13 protein-coding genes are annotated in these 19,754 nt (G+C 73.8%); 10 read left to right on the forward strand and 3 right to left on the reverse strand.

Going from position 1 to position 19,754, the window contains the following annotated elements:
• Positions 1 to 31 precede the first annotated feature (31 nt).
• The 4 genes from ACZ5OX_RS18395 to ACZ5OX_RS18410 all read left to right on the forward strand — a co-directional run bounded on the left by ACZ5OX_RS18395 (position 32) and on the right by ACZ5OX_RS18410 (position 4,251).
• Positions 32 to 2,074 carry an oxidoreductase gene (locus ACZ5OX_RS18395; RefSeq protein ID WP_465631011.1) on the forward strand — a complete coding sequence of 681 codons (2,043 nt, stop codon included), beginning with the start codon at positions 32 to 34 and terminating at the stop codon, positions 2,072 to 2,074.
• A 153-nt stretch (positions 2,075 to 2,227) separates the two neighbouring features.
• Complete coding sequence (locus tag ACZ5OX_RS18400; RefSeq protein ID WP_465631013.1) at positions 2,228 to 2,773, forward strand: hypothetical protein; 546 nt, start codon at positions 2,228 to 2,230, stop codon at positions 2,771 to 2,773.
• A 66-nt stretch (positions 2,774 to 2,839) separates the two neighbouring features.
• A complete protein-coding gene (locus tag ACZ5OX_RS18405; protein WP_465631015.1) occupies positions 2,840 to 3,400 on the forward strand; it encodes a PadR family transcriptional regulator in 561 nt (186 codons plus the stop codon).
• Between the two features lie 89 nt (positions 3,401 to 3,489).
• Positions 3,490 to 4,251 (forward strand): hypothetical protein, encoded by a 762-nt coding sequence (locus ACZ5OX_RS18410; RefSeq protein ID WP_465631017.1) that lies wholly within the window; start codon positions 3,490 to 3,492, stop codon positions 4,249 to 4,251.
• A gap of 160 nt (positions 4,252 to 4,411) precedes the next feature.
• Here ACZ5OX_RS18410 and ACZ5OX_RS18415 read toward each other — a convergent pair whose 3' ends face one another.
• Entirely contained in the window at positions 4,412 to 5,644 is a 1,233-nt protein-coding gene (locus ACZ5OX_RS18415; RefSeq protein WP_465631019.1) for an alpha/beta hydrolase family protein, read from the reverse strand.
• A 256-nt stretch (positions 5,645 to 5,900) separates the two neighbouring features.
• On the opposite strand from ACZ5OX_RS18415, the gene ACZ5OX_RS18420 reads away from it, so the two are divergent.
• Positions 5,901 to 6,167 (forward strand): hypothetical protein, encoded by a 267-nt coding sequence (locus ACZ5OX_RS18420; protein ID WP_465631021.1) that lies wholly within the window; start codon positions 5,901 to 5,903, stop codon positions 6,165 to 6,167.
• Positions 6,168 to 6,201: 34 nt separating this feature from the next.
• Here ACZ5OX_RS18420 and ACZ5OX_RS18425 read toward each other — a convergent pair whose 3' ends face one another.
• Positions 6,202 to 6,696, reverse strand: a complete 495-nt coding sequence (locus ACZ5OX_RS18425; RefSeq protein WP_465631022.1) for a hypothetical protein — start codon at positions 6,694 to 6,696, stop codon at positions 6,202 to 6,204.
• A gap of 154 nt (positions 6,697 to 6,850) precedes the next feature.
• Between ACZ5OX_RS18425 and ACZ5OX_RS18430 the strand changes: the two genes are divergently transcribed.
• The 3 genes from ACZ5OX_RS18430 to ACZ5OX_RS18440 all read left to right on the forward strand — a co-directional run bounded on the left by ACZ5OX_RS18430 (position 6,851) and on the right by ACZ5OX_RS18440 (position 11,927).
• Positions 6,851 to 8,737 carry an FAD/NAD(P)-binding protein gene (locus ACZ5OX_RS18430; protein ID WP_465631024.1) on the forward strand — a complete coding sequence of 629 codons (1,887 nt, stop codon included), beginning with the start codon at positions 6,851 to 6,853 and terminating at the stop codon, positions 8,735 to 8,737.
• Positions 8,738 to 9,958, forward strand: a complete 1,221-nt coding sequence (locus tag ACZ5OX_RS18435) for a putative PEP-binding protein (RefSeq protein ID WP_465631026.1) — start codon at positions 8,738 to 8,740, stop codon at positions 9,956 to 9,958.
• 172 nt (positions 9,959 to 10,130) lie between these two features.
• Positions 10,131 to 11,927: an alpha/beta fold hydrolase gene (locus tag ACZ5OX_RS18440; RefSeq protein WP_465631028.1), complete on the forward strand. Its 1,797-nt coding sequence runs from the start codon at positions 10,131 to 10,133 to the stop codon at positions 11,925 to 11,927.
• An 84-nt stretch (positions 11,928 to 12,011) separates the two neighbouring features.
• Here ACZ5OX_RS18440 and ACZ5OX_RS18445 read toward each other — a convergent pair whose 3' ends face one another.
• A complete protein-coding gene (locus tag ACZ5OX_RS18445; RefSeq protein ID WP_465631030.1) occupies positions 12,012 to 15,242 on the reverse strand; it encodes an EAL domain-containing protein in 3,231 nt (1,076 codons plus the stop codon).
• 273 nt (positions 15,243 to 15,515) lie between these two features.
• On the opposite strand from ACZ5OX_RS18445, the gene ACZ5OX_RS18450 reads away from it, so the two are divergent.
• Both ACZ5OX_RS18450 and ACZ5OX_RS18455 read left to right on the forward strand, forming a co-directional pair.
• On the forward strand, positions 15,516 to 18,908 hold the full coding sequence (locus tag ACZ5OX_RS18450; protein ID WP_465631032.1) for an amino acid adenylation domain-containing protein: 3,393 nt from the start codon (positions 15,516 to 15,518) through the stop codon (positions 18,906 to 18,908).
• Positions 18,905 to 19,741, forward strand: a complete 837-nt coding sequence (locus ACZ5OX_RS18455) for a leucyl/phenylalanyl-tRNA--protein transferase (protein WP_465631034.1) — start codon at positions 18,905 to 18,907, stop codon at positions 19,739 to 19,741. The genes ACZ5OX_RS18450 and ACZ5OX_RS18455 overlap by 4 nt, the downstream gene beginning before the upstream one ends.
• The last annotated feature ends 13 nt before the right edge of the window (positions 19,742 to 19,754 follow it).

The raw sequence follows: 19,754 nt of genomic DNA on the forward strand, positions 1-19,754 counted from the left end.
ACGACCCCCGCCCGCGCCCCAGGAGACGTCGATGAGCGCCCACCCCGGCAGCAGCCGCTACCCGCACCTGCTCAGCCCGCTCGACCTCGGCTTCACCACCCTGCCCAACCGCGTGATCATGGGCTCGATGCACGTCGGCCTGGAGGAGGCCCCCGGCGGCTACGAGCGGATGGCCGCCTTCTACGCCGAGCGGGCCCGCGGCGGCGTCGGCCTGATCGTCACCGGCGGCATCGCCCCCAACGAGGCCGGGCGCCCCTGGGAGGGCGGCGCGATGCTGACCACCGAGGAGGAGGCCGACAAGCACCGGACGGTCACCGACGCGGTGCACGCCGCCGGCGGGAAGATCGCCCTGCAGATCCTGCACTTCGGCCGCTACGCCTACCATCGCGACCTCGTCGCCCCCAGCGCGATCCAGGCCCCGATCAGCCCCTTCACGCCCAACGAGCTCACCGCCGAGCAGGTCGAGCAGACCATCGAGGACTTCGCCCGCTGTGCCGAACTGGCCCGCCGCGCCGGGTACGACGGCGTCGAGATCATGGGCTCCGAGGGCTACCTGATCAACGAGTTCGTCGTCGCCGCCACCAACCACCGCGAGGACGAGTGGGGCGGGGCGTACGAGCAGCGGATGCGCTTCCCGGTGGAGATCGTCCGCCGGGTCCGCGAACGGGTCGGCGAGGACTTCATCATCGTCTACCGGCTCTCCATGCTCGACCTGGTCCCCGGCGGCTCCACCCTGGAGGAGGTCGTGCGGCTCGCCCAGGCCGTCGAGGCCGCCGGGGCGACCATCATCAACAGCGGCATCGGCTGGCACGAGGCCCGCATCCCCACCATCGCCACCTCGGTGCCGCGCGGCGCCTTCGCCTGGGTGACGAAGGAGGTGATGGGGAAGGTCGGCATCCCGCTGGTCACCACCAACCGCATCAACACCCCCGAAATCGCCGAGAAGTTGCTCGCCGAGGGCAGTGCCGACCTGGTCTCGATGGCCCGCCCGCTGCTCGCCGACGCCGACTTCGTCGCCAAGGCCAGGGCGGACCGCGCCGAGGCCATCAACACCTGCATCGGCTGCAACCAGGCCTGCCTCGACCACACCTTCAGCCTCCAGATCACCTCCTGCCTGGTCAACCCGCGCGCCTGCCACGAGACCGAACTCGTCCTCGGGCCCACGCGGTCGCGCAAGCGGATCGGCGTCGTCGGGGCGGGCCCGGCCGGACTCGCGTTCGCCGTCTCCGCCGCCGAACGCGGCCACGACGTCACGCTGTACGACGCCGCCGAGACGATCGGAGGGCAGCTGAACATCGCCCGGCGCATCCCCGGCAAGGAGGAGTTCGACGAGACGCTGCGCTACTTCCGCACCCGGCTGGCCGAGTTGGCCGTCACGCTGCGGCTCGGCGCGACCGTCACCGCCGAGCAGCTGGCCGGGAACGGCCACGACGAGATCGTGCTCGCCACCGGCGTCACCCCGCGAACTCCCGCCGACGTCCCGGGAATCGACCACCCCAGCGTGCTCGGCTACCTCGACGTGCTGCGCGACGGCGCGCCGGTCGGCGAGCGGGTCGCCATCCTCGGCGCGGGCGGCATCGGCTTCGACGTGGCCGAGTTCCTCACCGACCCGGGCGACGCGGCGAGCCTCAACCCGCCCGCGTTCCAGGCCAAGTGGGGCATCGACCCGGAGTACCGCGAGCGCGGCGGCCTGCGCGCCCCGGAGCGGCCGAAGCCCCCGCGCAGCGTCCACCTGCTCCAGCGCAAGACCACCAAGGTCGGCGCCGGCCTCGGCAAGACCACCGGCTGGATCCACCGCACCGAACTCAAGCACCGCGGCGTGGTGATGGTCCCCGGTGTCACCTACGAGCTGATCGACGACGCCGGGCTGCACCTCACCGTGGACGGCGAGCGCCAACTCCTGCCCGTGGACACCGTCGTGCTCTGCACCGGCCAGGAGCCGCGCCGCGACCTGTACGAGGCGCTGCGCGAGCGCGGCCTGTCGGTGCACCTGATCGGCGGCGCGGACGTGGCCGCCGAACTGGACGCCAAGCGCGCCATCAAGCAGGGCACCGAGCTGGCCGCCTCGCTCTGAGGCCCCGCCCCCGGGCCGGCGTCCCGCGGTGCGAGCCGCGGGACGCCGGCCGGAAACCACTCGCGGCCCGCCCGCCGGGTGTTGCTAGGATCCGCAGGCCGAAGCGCAGGTCGAATGCGCAGGTCACGGAGCGGATCGAGGGGGAGCAGGTCGATGGACGAGCAGGTCGGGACGGGGCACGGGCCGGCGGTGGACGAGCGGATCGAGCTCGCGTACACGCCGACGGTGGAGGACTTCCGGGAGGCCCTGGCGGCCCGGGCCCGGACGACTCGCGCGGGCCGGCGCAACCGGCTGTTCCTGAACCTGATCGCGGTGGGCACCGTGGCCGTCGGCGCGCTCAAGATCGCCATCGGGGAGGGGATCGACTCCGCGCTGGTGGCCCTGCTGATCGCCGCCGTGGGCCTGATCCTCGTGCTGCCCCGGCTCCAGGCGAGCCAGTTCCACCGGCTGGCCGCCGACAAGGGCGAGTACGAGGTCACCGTCGAAGCCGCCGGCGTGACCATCGCCAACCGCCACTCCACCAGCACCCTGACCTGGCAGGCGGCCCCGTACTACGTGGAGACCCCTGGGCTGTTCGTGCTGCTGAGCGCCGACAAGAACAACGCCTGCCTCACCATCCTGCCCAAGCGCGGCACCGCCGACCCCGACGGGCTGGGCGCGCTGCTCGCCCGGTACGCCTCCGCGCCCGCCCGGGGCTGAGCCGAGCCCGCGGCCGGGGGCTGAGCCGAGCCCGCCGCCCGCGACGGGCCCCGTACGATCGACGGCATGTCGCTGCCGCACGCCATCCTCACCGCCCTGCTGGAGAAGCCGTCCTCGGGGCTGGAGCTGACCAGGCGGTTCGACAAGTCGATCGGCTTCTTCTGGCCCGCCACCCACCAGCAGATCTACCGCGAACTGGGCCGGCTGGAGGCCTCCGGGCACATCCGGAACCTCCAGCCGGAAGGACCGGTGCGCGGGCAGCGGAAGGAGTACGAGGTCCTGCCCGAGGGCCGCGCCGAACTCGCCCGCTGGACCGCCGAGGGCGCCGAGCCGCGCGCCGTCCGGGAGCCCCTGCTGCTGCGGCTGCGAGCGGCCGCGGTGGTCGGCACGGACGGGCTGACGGCCGAGCTGGAACGCCATCTCGCCCTGCACCGCGAGCAGTTGGACGACTACCGGGAGATCGAGCGGCGCGACTTCCCGGCCGAGCGGGCGGACGCCGAGAACCGGCTCCAGCACGCGGTGCTGCGGGCCGGCATCGGACTGGAGACCTTCTGGGTGCAGTGGCTCGCCGAGACCCTGGAAGCCCTCGAAGCGCTACCCGCCACAGAGCCAGCGGACGGCGCCTGACCTGCGCGGATCCCCGCCCGCGCGCCCCGTCGCAACCCCGGTGGGACACTGGTGGCTGTCCCTGCCCGAACTCTCGACCGGGGGCCCGCATGTCCCGTCCCAGGCCCATCCACACCCTCGCCGCCGCGGCCGCCGCCCTGGCGGTACTCCTGGGCCCGGCAACCCTGCCGGCGTCCGCCGCACCGACCGCGGACCTCCCCTCCGCCGACCAGCTGAAGTCGGCCCTGCTGACCGCGTCCGACCTCGGCCCCGACTGGACCGAGATCCCGGTGACGCAGAGCCCCAGCCCCAGCCCCAGCCCCAGCCCCGGCGCGAGCCCGTCGTCCCCGGTGACCGGCTGCGCCGCGCTCAACGCCCTGATCAACATGTACGTCACCCAGCCGGGCGCGCCGATCCCGCGCGCCGAGACCGAACTCGACGGTCCGGACGGCAACCCGATGGTCACCCAGGCCCTGGCGGCCGAGGCGCCCGACCAGCTCACCGCCGACCTCAACTCCGCCGCCGACGCCCTGAAGACCTGTCACACCATCACCTTCAGCTCCGGCACCGCCGACACCGTGACCTTCACCGCCACCCCGGTGACCCTCGGCGACCGCAAGGACGCCCCCGCCGTCCACCTCGACGGCACCCTGGCCGGCGTCCGACTCGACGGCTACGTCGGCGTCGAGCGCTTCGGCACGGTGGCCATGGTCTTCGGCTACTTCGAACGCCAGGGCGGCAACGAGCAGGACGCCCAGGACGCCTCGATGCGGTACCGCACCGCCGTCGCCAAGGTCGAGCACACCCTCGGCACCCAGGCCGGCAGCACCACCGCCCCCACCGCCGTGGCCTCCGAAGGACAGCGCGCCTGAGCGGTCGTGACCACACCGGTCGCACCCGGTGGAACCGCCCGAAGCCGGGACGCGCCTTCACGCGGGCGTGGTCACCGGGGAGCCGGGTGACGGGCCGGGACCCGCCCGGTGGGCGGCCGCACCCCCGTGACGGCCGCCCACCGGGCGGGTCCGCCGGCGCCTACGGGTGGTAGACGACCTCGGGGAAGGCCTTCGACGGGCCGTCGAGCAGCCTGCCGTGGTGGCGGTTGCGCAGGTGGAGGTCGAAGAAGGCGAGCGGGTAGGCCTGTTGGACGAGGATCCCGCGCTGCGGGTCGAGGGTGCCCACCTGGGACCGGATCTGCTGCTCGGTCATGCCGAGCAGCCTGCCCGCCTGGGGGATCAGCGTCATGGTGTCGCCGTACGAGCCGTGCACGGCGCCGGTGGCCTGGACGTCCAGGCGCCAGCCGCGCAGGTGGCCCCAGAAGGTCTCGGCGTACGGGTTGGTGGCCCGGGCGAAGTCGGCGGTCATCATCATGAACGGCCGGTCGATGTCGGTGGTGATGGCGGGGTTGCACGCCATCGGCCCGTCCAGCGCGAGCCCGGCGCGGATGCGCCGGTCGGCGACCATGGCGAGGGCCGTTCCGGTGCCGCCCTTGGACCAGCCGAAGGCGCCGATGTTCCGCGCGTCCACACCGCCGAGCAGGCCGGACGGCAGGGTGCGGCCGTCGACGTCCGGATTGCGTCCGTCGGCGAGGCCGACGACCTGGTCGAGCAGGAAGAGCAGGTCGGCGGCGTAGTCCCTCGGGTACAGCCCCGGGAAGGGGGCGTCACGGGTCACGACGGTGCCGTCCGGGAACTCGGTGAACCCGTCGTGGGTGTGGTCGACGGTGACGACGGCGAAGCCGTGGCTGGCCAACTCCTGGACCACGACGGTGTGGTCGGCGCGGTGGCTGCCCGCGCCGTGCGAGTAGAGGACGACGGGCAGCGGCCGGCCGGACCGGTGGACGGGCGCGCCCTGGTGGCCCGAGGTGAGCGGGGCGAGCGAGAGGGGCAGCGGGTAGCCGGCGTCGTCGAGGAAGGCCTTCAGGGCGCCCTCGGTCATCCAGGGCGCCGGCGGGTAGGAGTCGGCGTCCGCGGCCCGGGCCGGGTACCAGACGGTGGCCATCAGCTCGCGGAACCGTCCGGGCCTGGCGTTCGGGTCCAGCCGGGACTCGTCGCGCAGGTGCAGCGGCACCATGCCCACCGGGAACGGGCCGGTCGGCGCGGGCAGGGTGAGCCGCGAGGGCGCGGCGGCGCCGGAGGAGGCGGGAGCGGTGGCGGCCGAGGCGGTGCGGGCGAGGCCCAGCGGAGCGACGGCGCCCAGCGCGAGGGCGGCGCCCAGCACCCGGCGGCGGGTCGGTCCGGAAGAGGAGGCGGTCGGCGTGGTGTCCATGCGCGGAACGCTGTCACGGTCGCCGAGTGGACGGCATCGGCCCACCGACTGATCCTCCGTCACCCCGCGTCGGCCCACGGATTTACGTCCCCGGGCCGATGCGGACGGCGAGGCTCGGATGAAATCCTTGTCGATCAGCATCTGCAGCACATTGACGTGCAAGTCAGTCCGGGAAGTCCACCGCAGGTGGCGGCCCGGGGTCCGGCCGGGTGAAGATCGAAATGCGCGGGCGGCCGCCGCCCGCCACGGTGGGACCGTGGCCTCGATCGTCGTCCTCTTCGAACTGGGCCCGGACCAGGCCCTCGGCCCCGAGGGTGTCGGGCCGGGCGTGGTCGCGGTGCACGCCGCCGGCCAGGACCCGGACGTCCCGGAGGACCCGCAGGCGCGAACCCTCTGCGGACTGGACACCGCCCCGATGGAGCACGCCCACTACCGCCCCTCCCGACCCGGCGAGCCGTGGTACCCGCCCGAGTTGGAGCAGCAGCGGTGCCGGCTCTGCGAGGCGGCGCTGCACCGGCTCTGAGGGCGGCCGGGCCCGCCCCGGTCGGCGGGCCCGCTCAGGCGAAGCCGACCTCGGTGAAGCGGCAGCCTCCGCGCTCGGCGTGGGAGAGGACCGGGCCCGGCGAGAGCCGCGGGGCCTCGCGGAAGTACTGGCGGAAGCCCGACGCGCGGAACCTCAGGTCGAAGGAGTGGCCCTCGACGTGCCAGTGCGGCGAATCCCGGTTGCCGTCGTCCGGGGCCCGTCGGTGCAGGTCGGCGATCTCCAGCTCCGGGGCGGTCCTCCTGAAGTCGAGACCGCCGTCCAGGTCCCACACCCCGTCGAAGACGAGCGTCGCGGGGGCGACCCAGAAGGAGAAGGTCTTCGCGGGCCGGACCGGGTCGACCCAGCGGACGACGTAGTCGAGGTCGAGGAGGAGCCGGGCCTCGAACTCGTCACCCTGGTGCACGTACAGACCGTCGACGGTGGCGTCGTGCCAGCCCATCTCCTCGAAGTCGGCGTCGCTCCAGACGCTCTTCGAGAGACCTGATTCCGGATGGGCGGCGCTGTTCACGCCCCCATCCAACCAGACCGGGGACGGGCGGCCCTCATTCGGCCGTTCCGGGACCCTGAGCACTCCTTCCGCGTCACACTTCCTCAGCAGACCTTTGCGCCCGGTGTCCGGGACGGCGGAACCGGGTCCCATCCCTCGACGGGAAGGCTTGACCATGAGTCGATCTGGTACGCGTCCGAGAGTCCTCATAGTCGGGGCGGGCCTGGCCGGCACCGCCACGGCGATCCGGCTGCTCTGCTTCGCGCGCAGACCGCTGGAGGTCGTCCTGCTGGAGCGGCGCTCCGACTACCGCTGCGCGGGCGTCGCCTACCACCGGGACGGCAACCCCTGGGACTACGTGTTCAACATCCAGGCCGGCCGGATGTCGGTGTTCCGCGAGGACGTCCTGGACTTCGTCCGCTGGGCCAACCACGAGGCGGACCGCGGTGGTTGGCCGGAGCCCTGGGCCGGGCTCCGGTTCGCCGAACAGGGGCCGGCGCCCCGGCGGATCTTCCAGGACTACCTGGACGACCGGCTCGCCGAGGCGAGACGCGAAGCCCGTCCGGGGGTGGTGCTCGTCGAGGCGGACGGCGACGCGGTCGATCTGGAGGTCGGCCCCACCGGCGTCGACGTGACGGTCGAACAGCCGGCTCCCGACGGGCCCCCGGTGGTGACCGTGCTCCGCGCCGACCACGTCGTCCTGGCGACCGGCCTCGAACTCCGGGAGCCGGCCTTCGCCTCCGAGGTCCGTACGCACGCGTCCTTCATCCGCAACCCGTACTCCGCGGCCGGGATCCGCAAGCTCGTCTCGCTGCCCTCCGGGGCGGACGTCGCGATCGTCGGTTCCGTCCTGAGCGCCTACGACTCGGCGGGCCTCCTGCTGCGCCGGGGCCACACCGGGAGGATCCGGTTGATCTCCAGGACCGGGACGCTGTTCCGGACGTACCCCGACGGCCACGAGCACGGGGTGTTGAGCCTGCCCTGTCCGAAGACCCTGTTGCAGCCGTACCGGAACCGCGCGGAGTTCCTCGACCGGGTCCGGGCCGAGTGGGACACGGCGTGCTCGACGGTCGTCCGGGAGCATCCCGAGGTCTCCCCGGTGGTGGTCGCCGAGCGGGTGGTCAAGGCGTGGGAGCCGCACCTGCCCGAGGCCATCGAGCGCATTCCCACCGCCGAACTGCGCGGCTTGCTGGACGAGTTCGGCACCGCGCTGGCCGCGCTGCGGGTCGGGGTGCTGGAGTACACCATGGCGGTCGTCGAGCGGGCGCTGGACCGGGCGGACGGGACGGACGGGGCGGTGGAGCTGGTCGTCGGCAGGGTGGAGGCGGTCGTCCCGGCGGAGTCGGGCCGGCTGCTGGTGTCGGTCGTCTCCGCGCAGGAGAAGCACGCGATCGAGGCCGACCTGGTGGTGTCCAACTTCGGCCGGGAGTCGGACTACACCAGGGTCGAGCAGCCGCTGTGGCGCAACCTCCTGCGGCGCGGGCTCGCGGTGCCCCACGAGCGCACCGGGCGCGGCCTGGAGGTCGACGGGCGGGGGGCGTTGCTGGGCTCCGGCGGGGAGTCCGGACCGGTCTCCGCGGTCGGCGCGCTGCGGGAGGGCGACGAGATCGTGCGCAACGGCCGGACGGGTGCGTTCACCTTCAACCTCGCCGCGATCAAGAACCATTCGATCGCGGTCGCCGCCCACGTGGTCGAGCGGCTGGAACCGGAGGAGGACGTTTCCTTCGAGGAGCTCTCCCTGGGCCTGGTCCGGCGCCGCGGCGCCCTCGGCAATCTGGAGGAAGCGGTCCGGGAGGGATTCGAGGACGCTGTGTTACTGGAGGCCAGGAGAATGGCCTCGCGCGGTCGGATCGAGCGTGAACTGCTCGATTCCCGGCTGGACGCCCGTATTCGGTCCATGGGTGACCGTCCGACCCGTCCGACGGACGCCGCCCGGTACGACCGCCTGATGAGGGCGGCCGTCAACCGGGTCGCGGTCGAACGGCTCACCGATGTCTCCGTGACACCACGACAACTGCGTCGACAGCTGGGAATGGCGACCGCCGGAGAACAGGAGGACTAGTTGAACGGGCGACGGATTCAGGGATCCCTGCTGACCGGTGGCATTCAGAGCGAAGTGCGCGGTACCTGCAATCGCACGAGACGTCCACTCGACGGATCCATCCTCGTCGCCCCCTCCCTCCACGCCGGCCTGTACGACGCGATCGTGGCGGCGGCCGCCGTCGTCTGCGGTTCGGGCGGGCTCACCGGCCACATGCAGTCCCTCTGCCGCGGCCGGGGCATACCGGTGCTCCGGGTCGACGAGGCGGACCTCGCCGACCTGGTCGGCGAGGCGGTGCTGGACCTCGACAGCGAGTCGATCGTGGTCGAGTCCGGCGCCGCCGCCGGGAGCGACCCGGGCTCCGGGGTCGGGAGCCCCTCGCTGGACGACCTCGGCTCGGCCTGCGCGGTGATCGCGGACATGCAGGACATCCGGACGATCAACTCCTGCGGGCCGAACGCGAAGCGGGTCGACTGCTTCTTCATCCGGGAGGAGTTCCTCTGCCTGGCGGCGGCGCTGAGCCCGCTCGACGCCCTGGAGGGCGGCCCGGCTGAAGCGGCGGCCTACGGGCGGGCCCTCGCGGACCGGCTGTGCGGCTTCGTCGAGGCGCTGCTGCCCGGCCAGCGGCTGGTCCTGAGGCTCCTGGACCTGCGCTCCGACCACGCCGCCAGCGTCACCGAGCTGGCCCCGGTCGCGGTCGAGCCCAACCCCGAACTGGGCCTGCACGGCGCCCGCTGGCTGCTGGGGTCGACCGCCTACCGGGACGCGCTGCACGCCATGCTCGGTTCGCTGCGCGAGCGGCTCGGCGAGGACGCCGGCCTGGTGCGGCTCTCCGTCCCGTTCCTCAACGACGCGCAGGAGTTCGCCCGGCTCAGGGCGCACCTGGAGCTGCCGGCCGAGGTGCCGCTGTCCGCGTTCATCGAGACGCCGGCGGCGGTGCACGCCACGGCGGAGATCTGCGCGGCCGGGGCCAGCGAACTGTTCGTCGGGGTCAAGGACCTGGTGCAGTTCTACCTGGCCGCGGACCGCGGCAACCACCTGGTGGCGGAGTCCTACCAGACCCGGCACCCGGCCGTCCTGGACGGCGTGCGCAGGGTGGTGGAGTCCGCGCGTGCCGCGGGCACCCCGGTGCGGGTGTTCTCGCTGGGCACGGACCTCGCCCACTACCTCGCCCATGTGCCCACCCCGGACGGCTACATGATGTGCACCGCCGAGCTCCGTTCCCTCGTGCTCCGGTCCTGAGCGAGGCCGCTGGACGGAAGTCGGGGGCGCGAATACTACAACCCTCTTGTCATTGTCGGGAGTTGGACCAACGCTCCACCCGTACCGGTGAATCTGACATGCGATCAGTTTCCTTCCGGTCGGATGTGATCAGGATGCGGTCAGTAATCCTTCCACGGAAAGGGTGGTTGGTATGACCAGCATCAGCGGAGAGCCGATCCCGGCGATCACCGAGGCCACGCTCACCGACATCGCCACCAACGGCATCTGGGGCGACGGCCTCACCCCCAGCGCGTCCACCCTCGGCGTGGCCGAGGCGCTGCTCGCCGCGCTGCGGGGTGAGGCCGTGCAGCTGCCGCCGGTGCTGGCGGAGTTGGTCGGGGAGGTGCGGGCGAAGGCCGAGACGGACCTCCACGGCATCGACGGCGCCGGCGACGTCCGGCTGTCGGGGCTCGCCATCAAGCTCCGCGACGGCAAGCCCCACCCGGCGGTGATCGTCCCGGCCGGCTGGAACCCGTTCGGCTGGCTGCCCTTCCTGTACCTGTACCTCAAGCTGGCGCAGAAGGGGTACCACGTCCTCGCGTACACCCCGCGCGGGATCGGCTACAAGGGCTGGCTGTCGACCTCCGGGGGCCACATCGACGTCGGCGGCGACAAGGACTGGGCCGACGGCTCGAAGGTGATCGACTTCGCCGAGCGGTACTTCGGCCCCACCAAGATCGGCTTCCTGGGCGAGTCCTACGGCTCCGGGATCAGCCAGTTGGTCGCCGCCCACGACCCGCAGAACCGCGTTGCCGCCGTCGTCGCCCTGAGCACCTGGGGCAACCTCGCCACCAGCCTCTACGCCAACGGCACCCGGCACCTGGCGGCCGTCGAGGCCCTGATCGGCTTCACCGGCGGCGCGATGGAGGAGAAGTTCGACGAGGAGGGCCGGCGGATCCTCACCGACTTCCGCAAGGGCGTGAACCTCGACGCCGTGGTGGAGTGGGGCGCCAAGCGCTCCCCGCAGACCTACGTCGACAGGACGAACGAACGCGGCATCCCGACCTTCATCTCGAACACCTGGCACGAGACGCTCTTCCCGGTCGGCCCGGTGATCGAGACCTTCGACGCGCTCACCGTGCCGAAGCACCTGAACCTGTGGATCGGCGACCACGGCGCCCCCGAGGGCCCCGGTCTGGTGGGCCTGCCGCTCGGCTGGCCGTTCCCCGGGCTGGCGGTGCCGATCCAGGAGGCCTACGACTGGCTGGACCACCACCTGCTCGGGGCCGCCAACGACGTGCCGAACTGGCCACAGGTGATCAACCAGTCCATGTTCACCTACAAGACCACCGGCACCGGCATCGGCGGCAGGCGGATCACCGTCCCGGCGCACCGGGAGTCGTACTCCTCCTGGAGCGAGGTCACCACCGGCGGCGAGACGTGGAACCTCACCGGCGAGGGAACGCTGAGCGACAAGCCGACCGCCGGGTGGTCGCAGGACTTCATCGCCGGCAACCCGACCGAGGCCAACGCGGGTGAACTCCTCAAGACCGGGGAGAAGGAGTGGTTCGGCAACCCCAAGCGGTACGACTCGGAGCAGTTCGAGCCGTCGCGGCTGCTGTCCTGGTCGACGGAGGCACTGACGACCCAGGGCGGTGACGTGGCCCGCCGCATCCGGGGCGCCGCGGAGGTCCGGCTGACGGTGCGCAGCACCGGGGACACCGCGACCCTGGTGGCCTACCTCTTCGACATCGCCCCGGACGGCAGCGCGCGGATCATCACCCACGAGCCGTACACCGCGACCGGGCTGACCCCGGAGGAGGACGCCACCGTCAGCTGGAAGCTCCAGGCCACCTCGTACGACGTGGCGGCCGAACACCGGCTGGCGCTGGTCGTCACCAGCGCCGACCCGCTGTACCTGCCCGCGGCCTGGGCGCAGGTCGTCAGCACCACCACCATCAGCTCGCCGCGCGGCAGCGAGTCCCGCCTGGAGCTGCCGCTGGGCTGATTCCGGACCGTGCTCGACGACGACGGCCCGCCGCCTGGCCGCGGCGGGCCGTTCCCGGCCCCCGGGCTCCCCTCGCCGCGCCCCTCAGGCCAGTTCGTGGGCGGTCCCGCGGACCAGGGCGCGGGCCCTGGGGGAGTCCATGGGGTGGGCGAAGAGGTACCCCTGGCCGAGCGGGCAGCCCATGGCGGTGAGCAGGTCGCGCTGATCGGGGGTCTCGATGCCCTCGGCGATCACCTGGACCCCGAGGGTGTCGGCGATCCGGGTGATGCCCTCGACCAGGGCGTACTGCTGGGGCGAGTGGCCGAGCCCGTCGATGAAGGACTTGTCGATCTTGAGCAGGGAGATCGGGAACTCGCGCAGGTAGGACAGCGAGGAGTAGCCGGTGCCGAAGTCGTCGATGGCGATGCCGACGCCGAGGTCGGACAGGGTGGCCATGTCGGCGTGGATGCGGTCGTCGCGGCGCATCAGCACGGTCTCGGTGAGCTCCAGGACGAGGGTGCGCGGGTCGATGCCGGTGGTGGCCAGCGCCCGGCGGACCACGTCCACGAAGCCGGCGTCGCGGAACTGCCGGGCGGAGACGTTGACGTTGACCCGCAGCGGCGGCCGGCCGGCGGCCATCCGGACCGCCGAGCTCGCGGCCTGCCAGGCGGCGACCTCCTGGGCGGCGCGCTCCAGCACCCAGGCGCCGAGCGGGACGATCTGGCCGCTCTCCTCGGCGAGGGCGATGAACTCGTCGGGCAGCACCATGCCGCGCCGGTCGTGCGGCCAGCGGACCAGCGCCTCGAAGGCGACCAGATCGCCCGAACGCAGGTCGACGATCGGCTGGTAGTACAGCTGGAAGGCCGACTCCGCGATCGCCGAGTCCAGGTGCTCGTTCAGTTCGAGCCGCTCCACCATCCCGGTCTGCAGGGCCGGCCGGTAGTGGCGCCACTGGCGGCGGCCGGCCGCCTTGGCGGCGTAGAGCGCGAGGTCGGCGTGGGCGAGCAGCTCGGTCGCGTCCACGCTGTCCTCGGTCGTCGCCACGCCGACGCTGGCCGTCACCCGCACCGCGCCCGACTTGAGCCTGAACGGCTCGGCGAACACCGCCAGCACCCCGTCCGCGATGGTGTCCACGTCCTCCGGCCGCCGCGCGTCCTCCACCAGCACCGCGAACTCGTCGCCGCCGAGCCGGGCGGCGGTGTCCGAGGCGCGCAGCGCGGTGGAGATCCGCAGCGAGACGGCGACCAGCAGTTCGTCGCCGACCGCGTGGCCCTGGGTGTCGTTGACCACCTTGAAGTCGTCCAGGTCGATGAAGAGCACCCCGGTGACGGCCCCGCTGCGCTCGCCCCGGGAGAGCGCGTGGCCGACCCGGTCCTGGAACAGCACCCGGTTGGCCAGCCCGGTCAGCGAGTCGTGGAAGGCCCGGTGGGTCAGCTCGCGCTCCATCTGCCGCTGCTCGGTCACGTCGCGCAGGGTGAGTACCAGGGCGCCGACGGTCGGGTCCGCGCGCAGGTCGTTGAAGCGGACCTCGGCCTCGATCGGGGTGTGGTCCTGGCGCAGCAGCCGCCAGTGCTCGCGCGGCTGCTCGCCCCGGGGCTGGTCGGCCGCCTCGCGCATCTCGCGCATCCGGGCCAGCGCCTTGCCGACCTCCCGGCTGTCCTCGGGCGGCACGAGGTCGGTCAGCGGGGCGCCGGTCAGGTTCGGATGGCCGAGCACCGTCGCGGCGGACGGGGAGGCGTAGCGCACGCCGTCGTCGGCGTCGAGGATCAGGATGACGTCGCTGGAGTTCTGCACCAGGGTGCGGAAGTACAGCTCGCTGTTGCGGCGGGTGACCTCCTGGCTCAGCACCACCCGCTCGACGGCCAGGGCCGCCTGGGCGGCGAGGATCTCCAGCGAGCTCCAGAGGCTGGTCAGCTCCTGCTCGGTGCCGGTGACGATGAGCGCGCCGATCAGCGGGTCGCCGGAGGGGCGCTCGGCCAGGGTGAGCGGGCAGACCAGGGCGTACGGCATGCCGCCGGGGCGGGCGGCACCGGGCCTGGCGGCACCGGGTCCGGTGCCGTCGGCCTTCGCGCCGCCGGCCTTCGGGGCACCGGGCGGGTCGTCGGCGGCCAGGCCCAGGGCGGCCACCGGCAGCAGCAGGGTCTCCCGGACGGCGGCGAGCCGGAGCACCTGGTCGGACGGCGCGGCGTCCCCCGGCGTCCGCCGGGCGGTGCCGCTACCGGCGTGCCGGACGTGCAGCACGCCGTCCTCGGTCACCGCGAGCAGGGCGACGTGCCCGGCCTCGGCCGGCATCAGGGTGGAGGCGGCGGACTGGACGGCGTCGGCCACCTCCTCCACGCTGACGGCCGCGGTCAGCCGGGCACCCGCCTCGCGCAGCGCCCGCTCACGGGCCACGGCCTGCCGACGGGCGGAGGCCACCACCGCCAGCCGGGCCAGCACCAGCAGGTAGAGCAGCGCGGAGAAGGCGCCGATCACCCCGGCGTTGCCGGTGTTGCCGGCCAGCGCCTCGATGATCAGGATCGCCGGGGCGATCAGCGAGGCGAGGGTGAGCAGCACCAGCCGGGCGGTGCTCAGGTCCGGCTGCTGGGTGGGCACCGGCCGGGTCAGCTCGACCATCGACGGGTGCAGCGCCGCCGCGCCCCAGGCGGTGTAGAAGGCGGCCCAGCCGAGTTCGACCGGGGTGCCGATGTGCCAGGTGCCGTGCAGTTGGATCAGCCCGTACAGCACGTCGGAGACCAGCAGGCCGAGCGAGCCGAAGGCGAGCAGCCGCAGCGAGCGGGAGGTGCCCCCGTGCGGGGTCAGCAGACGCAGCAGCAGGGCGAGCACGACCACGTCGCCGAGCGGGTAGGCGATCGAGACGGCCTTCTGGAACCAGTCGAGGTCCGGGTTCCGGGCGTACGGGAGGATCAGGTAGATCCAGGCGAGCAGGGCCAGCCCGATGGTGGGGATGAGCGCGTCGAGCAGCCCGGCGCGGTCCTGACGGGCCGTGCGCCAGCGGATGAAGCCCAGCACGCCGACCGCGTACAGCACGTACTCGGCGAGGTAGAAGGCGTCCGCGACGGACGGGAACGGGTTGGGCAGGTGCAGGATGTCCAACTGGACGGCCTGGATCACCTCGCCCACGGTGAAGCTGAGGTTGGCGAGCGCCAGCACGTACCAGAACCGCGCGTGCGCGGGCCGGTTGAGGCGGACGCCGACCACGATGGCGGCGACGCCGCCGAGGCCGATGCCCGTCCACCAGATGATCCGCTGGCTCGGATTCGCGTAGTAGATGCCGGTGAACAGCACCATCCAGAGCAGGTAACAGACCATCAGGCGTCGGCACCGGCGAGTCAACGAGGCTACCTCCTCCGCGACATCACCCCGCCGGTCGGGCGGGGGAGTTCGGGCGAGGGCGGGCCGGGTCGGGCGTGCGGCGCCGACCCGGATGGGACGGATGAGCGCTTTCGCGCAGCAGTGAGGCGTCCGGTGGGGGTGCGACCGGACGTCCTCGACGGGGCAGGAGTGCGTATAGTCGGAAATGTCGCACTCCCAAGCATTCTGCCGCCACAGCACGAGGTCAAGCCGGTGGACGACGCAGCAGACAGCGCACGGGGCGTACGAACGGATGTGAGCTCCGGTCGTCACGCCGTGGTCCGCAACGACGACGGTCAGTACGCGATCTGGCCGGGGGGCTTGACCGTTCCGGCGGGCTGGTGGCAGGTCCACGGGCCGGCCGGACGGGCCGACTGTCGGGACTGGGTCGAGCGCGAGTGGCACCCGGCCGAACTGGGCTTCCCCGAGGGCACCCCCGTACGGCGCGCGGCGGCCGGATTCGCGGACACGGTGCACGGACTGTTCCGCGCGCGGGCGGCGCACGACCCGGAGGCGGCCGCCGTCGTCGCCGACGACGCCACGCTGAGCTACCGCGAACTCGACCTGGGCAGCGACCGGTTGGCCGCCGCGCTGCGGGCCCGCGGGGTCGGTCCTGAGCAGGTGGTGCCGGTCTGCCTGGAGCGCGGGGCCGGGATGGTGACCGCCTGGCTGGCCGTGCTCAAGGCGGGCGGGGCCTTCCTGCCGCTGGACCCGGCCCACCCCCGGCGGCGGTTGGTCCGGCTGGTCGAGGACTGCGGGGCGCGGGTGGTGGTCTGCGACGGCGAGGGCTTTCCGGGGACGGACCGGGTGCCCGTCCCGGCCCCGGCCCCCGACCCGCGCGGCGGCGGCCCCGGGGGCTCACCGTACGCCGGGGACTCGCCGTACGCGGGGGAGCTGCCGCACGTCGGGGAGTTCCTGAGCGACGACGGCGCCGTCCCCGACGACCTCGCCTACCTGATCTACACCTCGGGGACCACCGGCCGCCCCAAGGGCGTGCCCGTCACCCACCGTGCACTGCTGTTCACCCTCGACCGGATCATCCAGGCCTACCGGCTGCGCCCCGGTGAACGCGTCCTGCACCTGGCCGCGCTGGGCGCCGACACCGCGCTGGAACAGGTGCTCGGCGCGCTGCTGGCGGGCGCGACGGTGGTGCTCGGCGGCGGGAGCGCGGGCGGCACCTGGGCCCCCACCGAACTGGCCGGCCGGCTACCCGGGCTGGGCCTGGCCGTCGCCGACTTCACCCCCGCGTACTGGCACCACCTGCTCGATCTGCTCCCGCCCGGCGGGCCCGGCCCCCGGGAACTGCGGCTGGTGGTGGTCGGCGGGGACTCCATGCACGCCGACGACTGCCGCCGCTGCCTGGAGCGGCTGCCGGGCGCCCGGCTGGTCAACGCGTACGGGGTCACCGAGGCGGCCGTGACCTCGACGCTCTGCGAGGTCACGGCGGACCTGCTCGGCGGGGCGCCGCACGGTGGCGGGCCGGCGGCCAGCCCCGTCGCGTCCGTGCCGATCGGGCGGCCGCTGCCCGGCGTGCGGGTGCACGTGCTCGACGCCCGGCTGCACCCCGTCCGGCCCGGCGTGAAGGGGCAGATCCACCTCGGCGGACCGGGCCTCGCCCGGGGCTACTGGCGGCAGGCCGGGCTCACCGCCGAGTCCTTCCTGCCCGACCCGTACGCGCTGCTGCCCGGTGAGCGGATGTACCGCACCGGCGACGCCGGGCGGTGGCGGGCGGACGGGCAGCTGGAGATCCTCGGGCGCTTCGACGACCAGGTGAAGGTGCGCGGGTACCGGGTGGACCCGGCCGAGATCGAGGCCGTCCTGGCCGCGCACCCCGACGTCCGGCAGGCCGGGGTCACGGCCCGCGGCGGGGCGGCGGACGGCGGCCGCGCGCTCACGGCGTACTACACGCTCGTCGCCGGGGCGAGCGGCGGGGCGGCCGGAATCCGGGCGTTCCTGGCCGAGCGGCTGCCGGAGTACCTGGTGCCGACCGCGTTCGTGCCGCTGGAGGCGATGCCGCTCACGGCGGCGGGGAAGATCGACCGGGGGCGCTTGCCGCGCGCTCAGGTGCGCGCCGAGGCGGCCGGGCCCGTCCCCGTCCCCGTCCCTGTGCCCGGGCCCGTCCCCGCGCCCGTACCCGTCCTCGCGCCGCCCGATCCCGACCGGGTGGGTGCCGGGGCGGTCGAGGCGGCCGTCGGGCAGCTGTGGGCCGAGCTGATCGGCGTCGAACACGTCGGCCCGGACAACGACTTCTTCGCGCTCGGCGGTACCTCGCTGCTCGCCATGGAGATGCTGGCACGGGCCCGGATCATGTTCGGCGTCGACGTCGGGCAGGTGCGGGCACTCACCCGGGCGCTGCTGCGCGAGCCCGTCCTGCGGGCCTTCGCGGGGGTGCTGCGGGCGGCGCGCACGGACGCCCCCGCCGGCGCCGTACGGGACACCGACGTCGACTGGTTCGCGGAGGCCCGGCTCACCGAGGACCCCCGGCAGTCCTGGAACCCGGCGCCCTCACGCGCCGACCCCGCCGAGATCCTGCTCACCGGCGCCACCGGCTTCTGTGGCGCCCACCTGCTGGACGCGCTGCTCGCCACCACCCGGGCGCGCATCCACTGCCTGGTCCGCGCACCCGACGAGGAGCACGCGCTGGAACGGCTGCGCGCGGCGCAGCAGCGCTTCCTGCGGCACGACCTCGCCGACCGGCGGGTGGTGCCGCTGGTCGGCGACCTCGCCCGGCCGCGGCTCGGGCTGACGGACCGCCGGTACGACTGGCTGGCCGGGCGCCTGGACGCGATCCACCACCTCGGCGGGCAGGTCAACTTCCTCTATCCGTACCACCAGTTGCGGCAACCCAACGTCGGCGGCACCCGCGAGGTCGTCCGGCTCGCCGGCCACAGTCGGGGCATCCCGGTGCACTACCTCTCCACGCTCGCCGTCCTGGCCGGCTTCGGCGCGGCCGGCATCGCCGAGGTCACCGAGCGGACCCCGCTCGCCCACCCGGAGCGGCTCGGCGTCGGCTACGTCGAGAGCAAGTGGGTCGCCGAACAGCTGCTGCACAACGCGGCCGCCGCCGGGCTGCCGGTCACCGTGCTGCGCACCAACGACGTCACCGGGGACCTCGGGGGCGGGGTGATGAACACCGGCACCGAACTGTGCGCGCTGATCGCCTACCTGGCCGACAGCGGGACCAGCCCGGACGTGCAGCTGCTGCTCGACTTCGTCCCCGCCGACCGGTTCGCCCGCGCCGTCGCCCACATCGCCGCCCACGCGCCCGCCGCCGGCGAGGCCTACCACCTCACCTCCCCGCGGCCGGGCGTCCTCGCCGACCTCGCCGAGCGGCTGCGGGCACGCGGCCACCGGGTCGCCCGACTGCCGTACGGGGACTGGGTGCGGCGGCTGGTCCGGTTCGCCGCCGGGAACCCGACGCACCCGATCGCGCCCTTCGTCCCGCTGTTCGTGGACCGGGCGCCGGGGGCGGAGCTGTCGATCAGCGAGATGTACTTCCGGCCGACGTTCCCGCTGTTCGAGCGGGCGGCCGCGGACGCGGCGCTGGCCGGGAGCGGGATCGAACTGCCGCCGGTGGAGGCGGGGTTGATCGACCACTACCTGGCGGGGCTGGAGCGGGAGGGCTTCCTGCGGGCGGCGGCGTCGTGAGGCCCTTCGAAGGGTCGGAGGGGCTGTCGGGGGCGGAGGCGTTGTCGGGGGCGGAGGCGTTGGCGGGGCTGGAGAGGCTGGACGTGCGGCGCGGGCCCGGGGACGGCCCGGTGGCCTTCGGCGGGTCGCTCGGGGCGCTCGGCCCCGGGGGCCTGCTGGCGGCGTACCGGCGCGGGCTGTTCCCGCTGCCGGCGGCGGACGTGTACGCCGGCGCGTACAACGAGGCGGTGTACGGGGACGCGGTCGAGGCGGGAGAGGTGGCGCTGCTGCCGGGCGGGGCGGACCCGTACGCGCTGGCCTGGTGGTCGCCCGACCCCCGGCCGGTGATCGCCCCCGACGGCGTCCGGCTCGGGAGCCGGCTGGCGCGGCGGCTGCGCAACCGGTCCTCGTGGTGGACGAGCGCGGACCGGGCCTTCGGCCGGGTGCTGGAGGGCTGCGCCGAGGGGCGCCAACCGGTCTGGCTCACCAGGGAGTTGACGGATGTCCTGCTGCGGCTGCACGAGCTGGGGGCGGCGCACAGCGGGGAGGTCTGGGAGGGGGAGGAGCTGATCGGCGGGGTGTTCGGGATCGCGGTCGGCCCGGTGCTGAGCCTGGACTCGATGTTCCACCGCCGCCCGGACGCCGCCCGGGTCGCCGTCGCCGACCTCGGGGCGCGGTTCGCCGCGGCGGGCGGGCGGCTGCTCGACGCCCAGTGGGACGGGCCGCACGTGCGGAGCCTCGGGGCCGAGCCGATGGCGCGCTCGCGGTACCTCGCGGAGCTGACGGACGGGGGCGGGGGTGGGGTTCCCGATGGGGCGCCGCTGCCGGCGGCGCGGCTGGGGAAGCCCGGCTGACCTGTGGTTAAAC

Source organism: Kitasatospora sp. NPDC032121 (genome assembly GCF_055580145.1).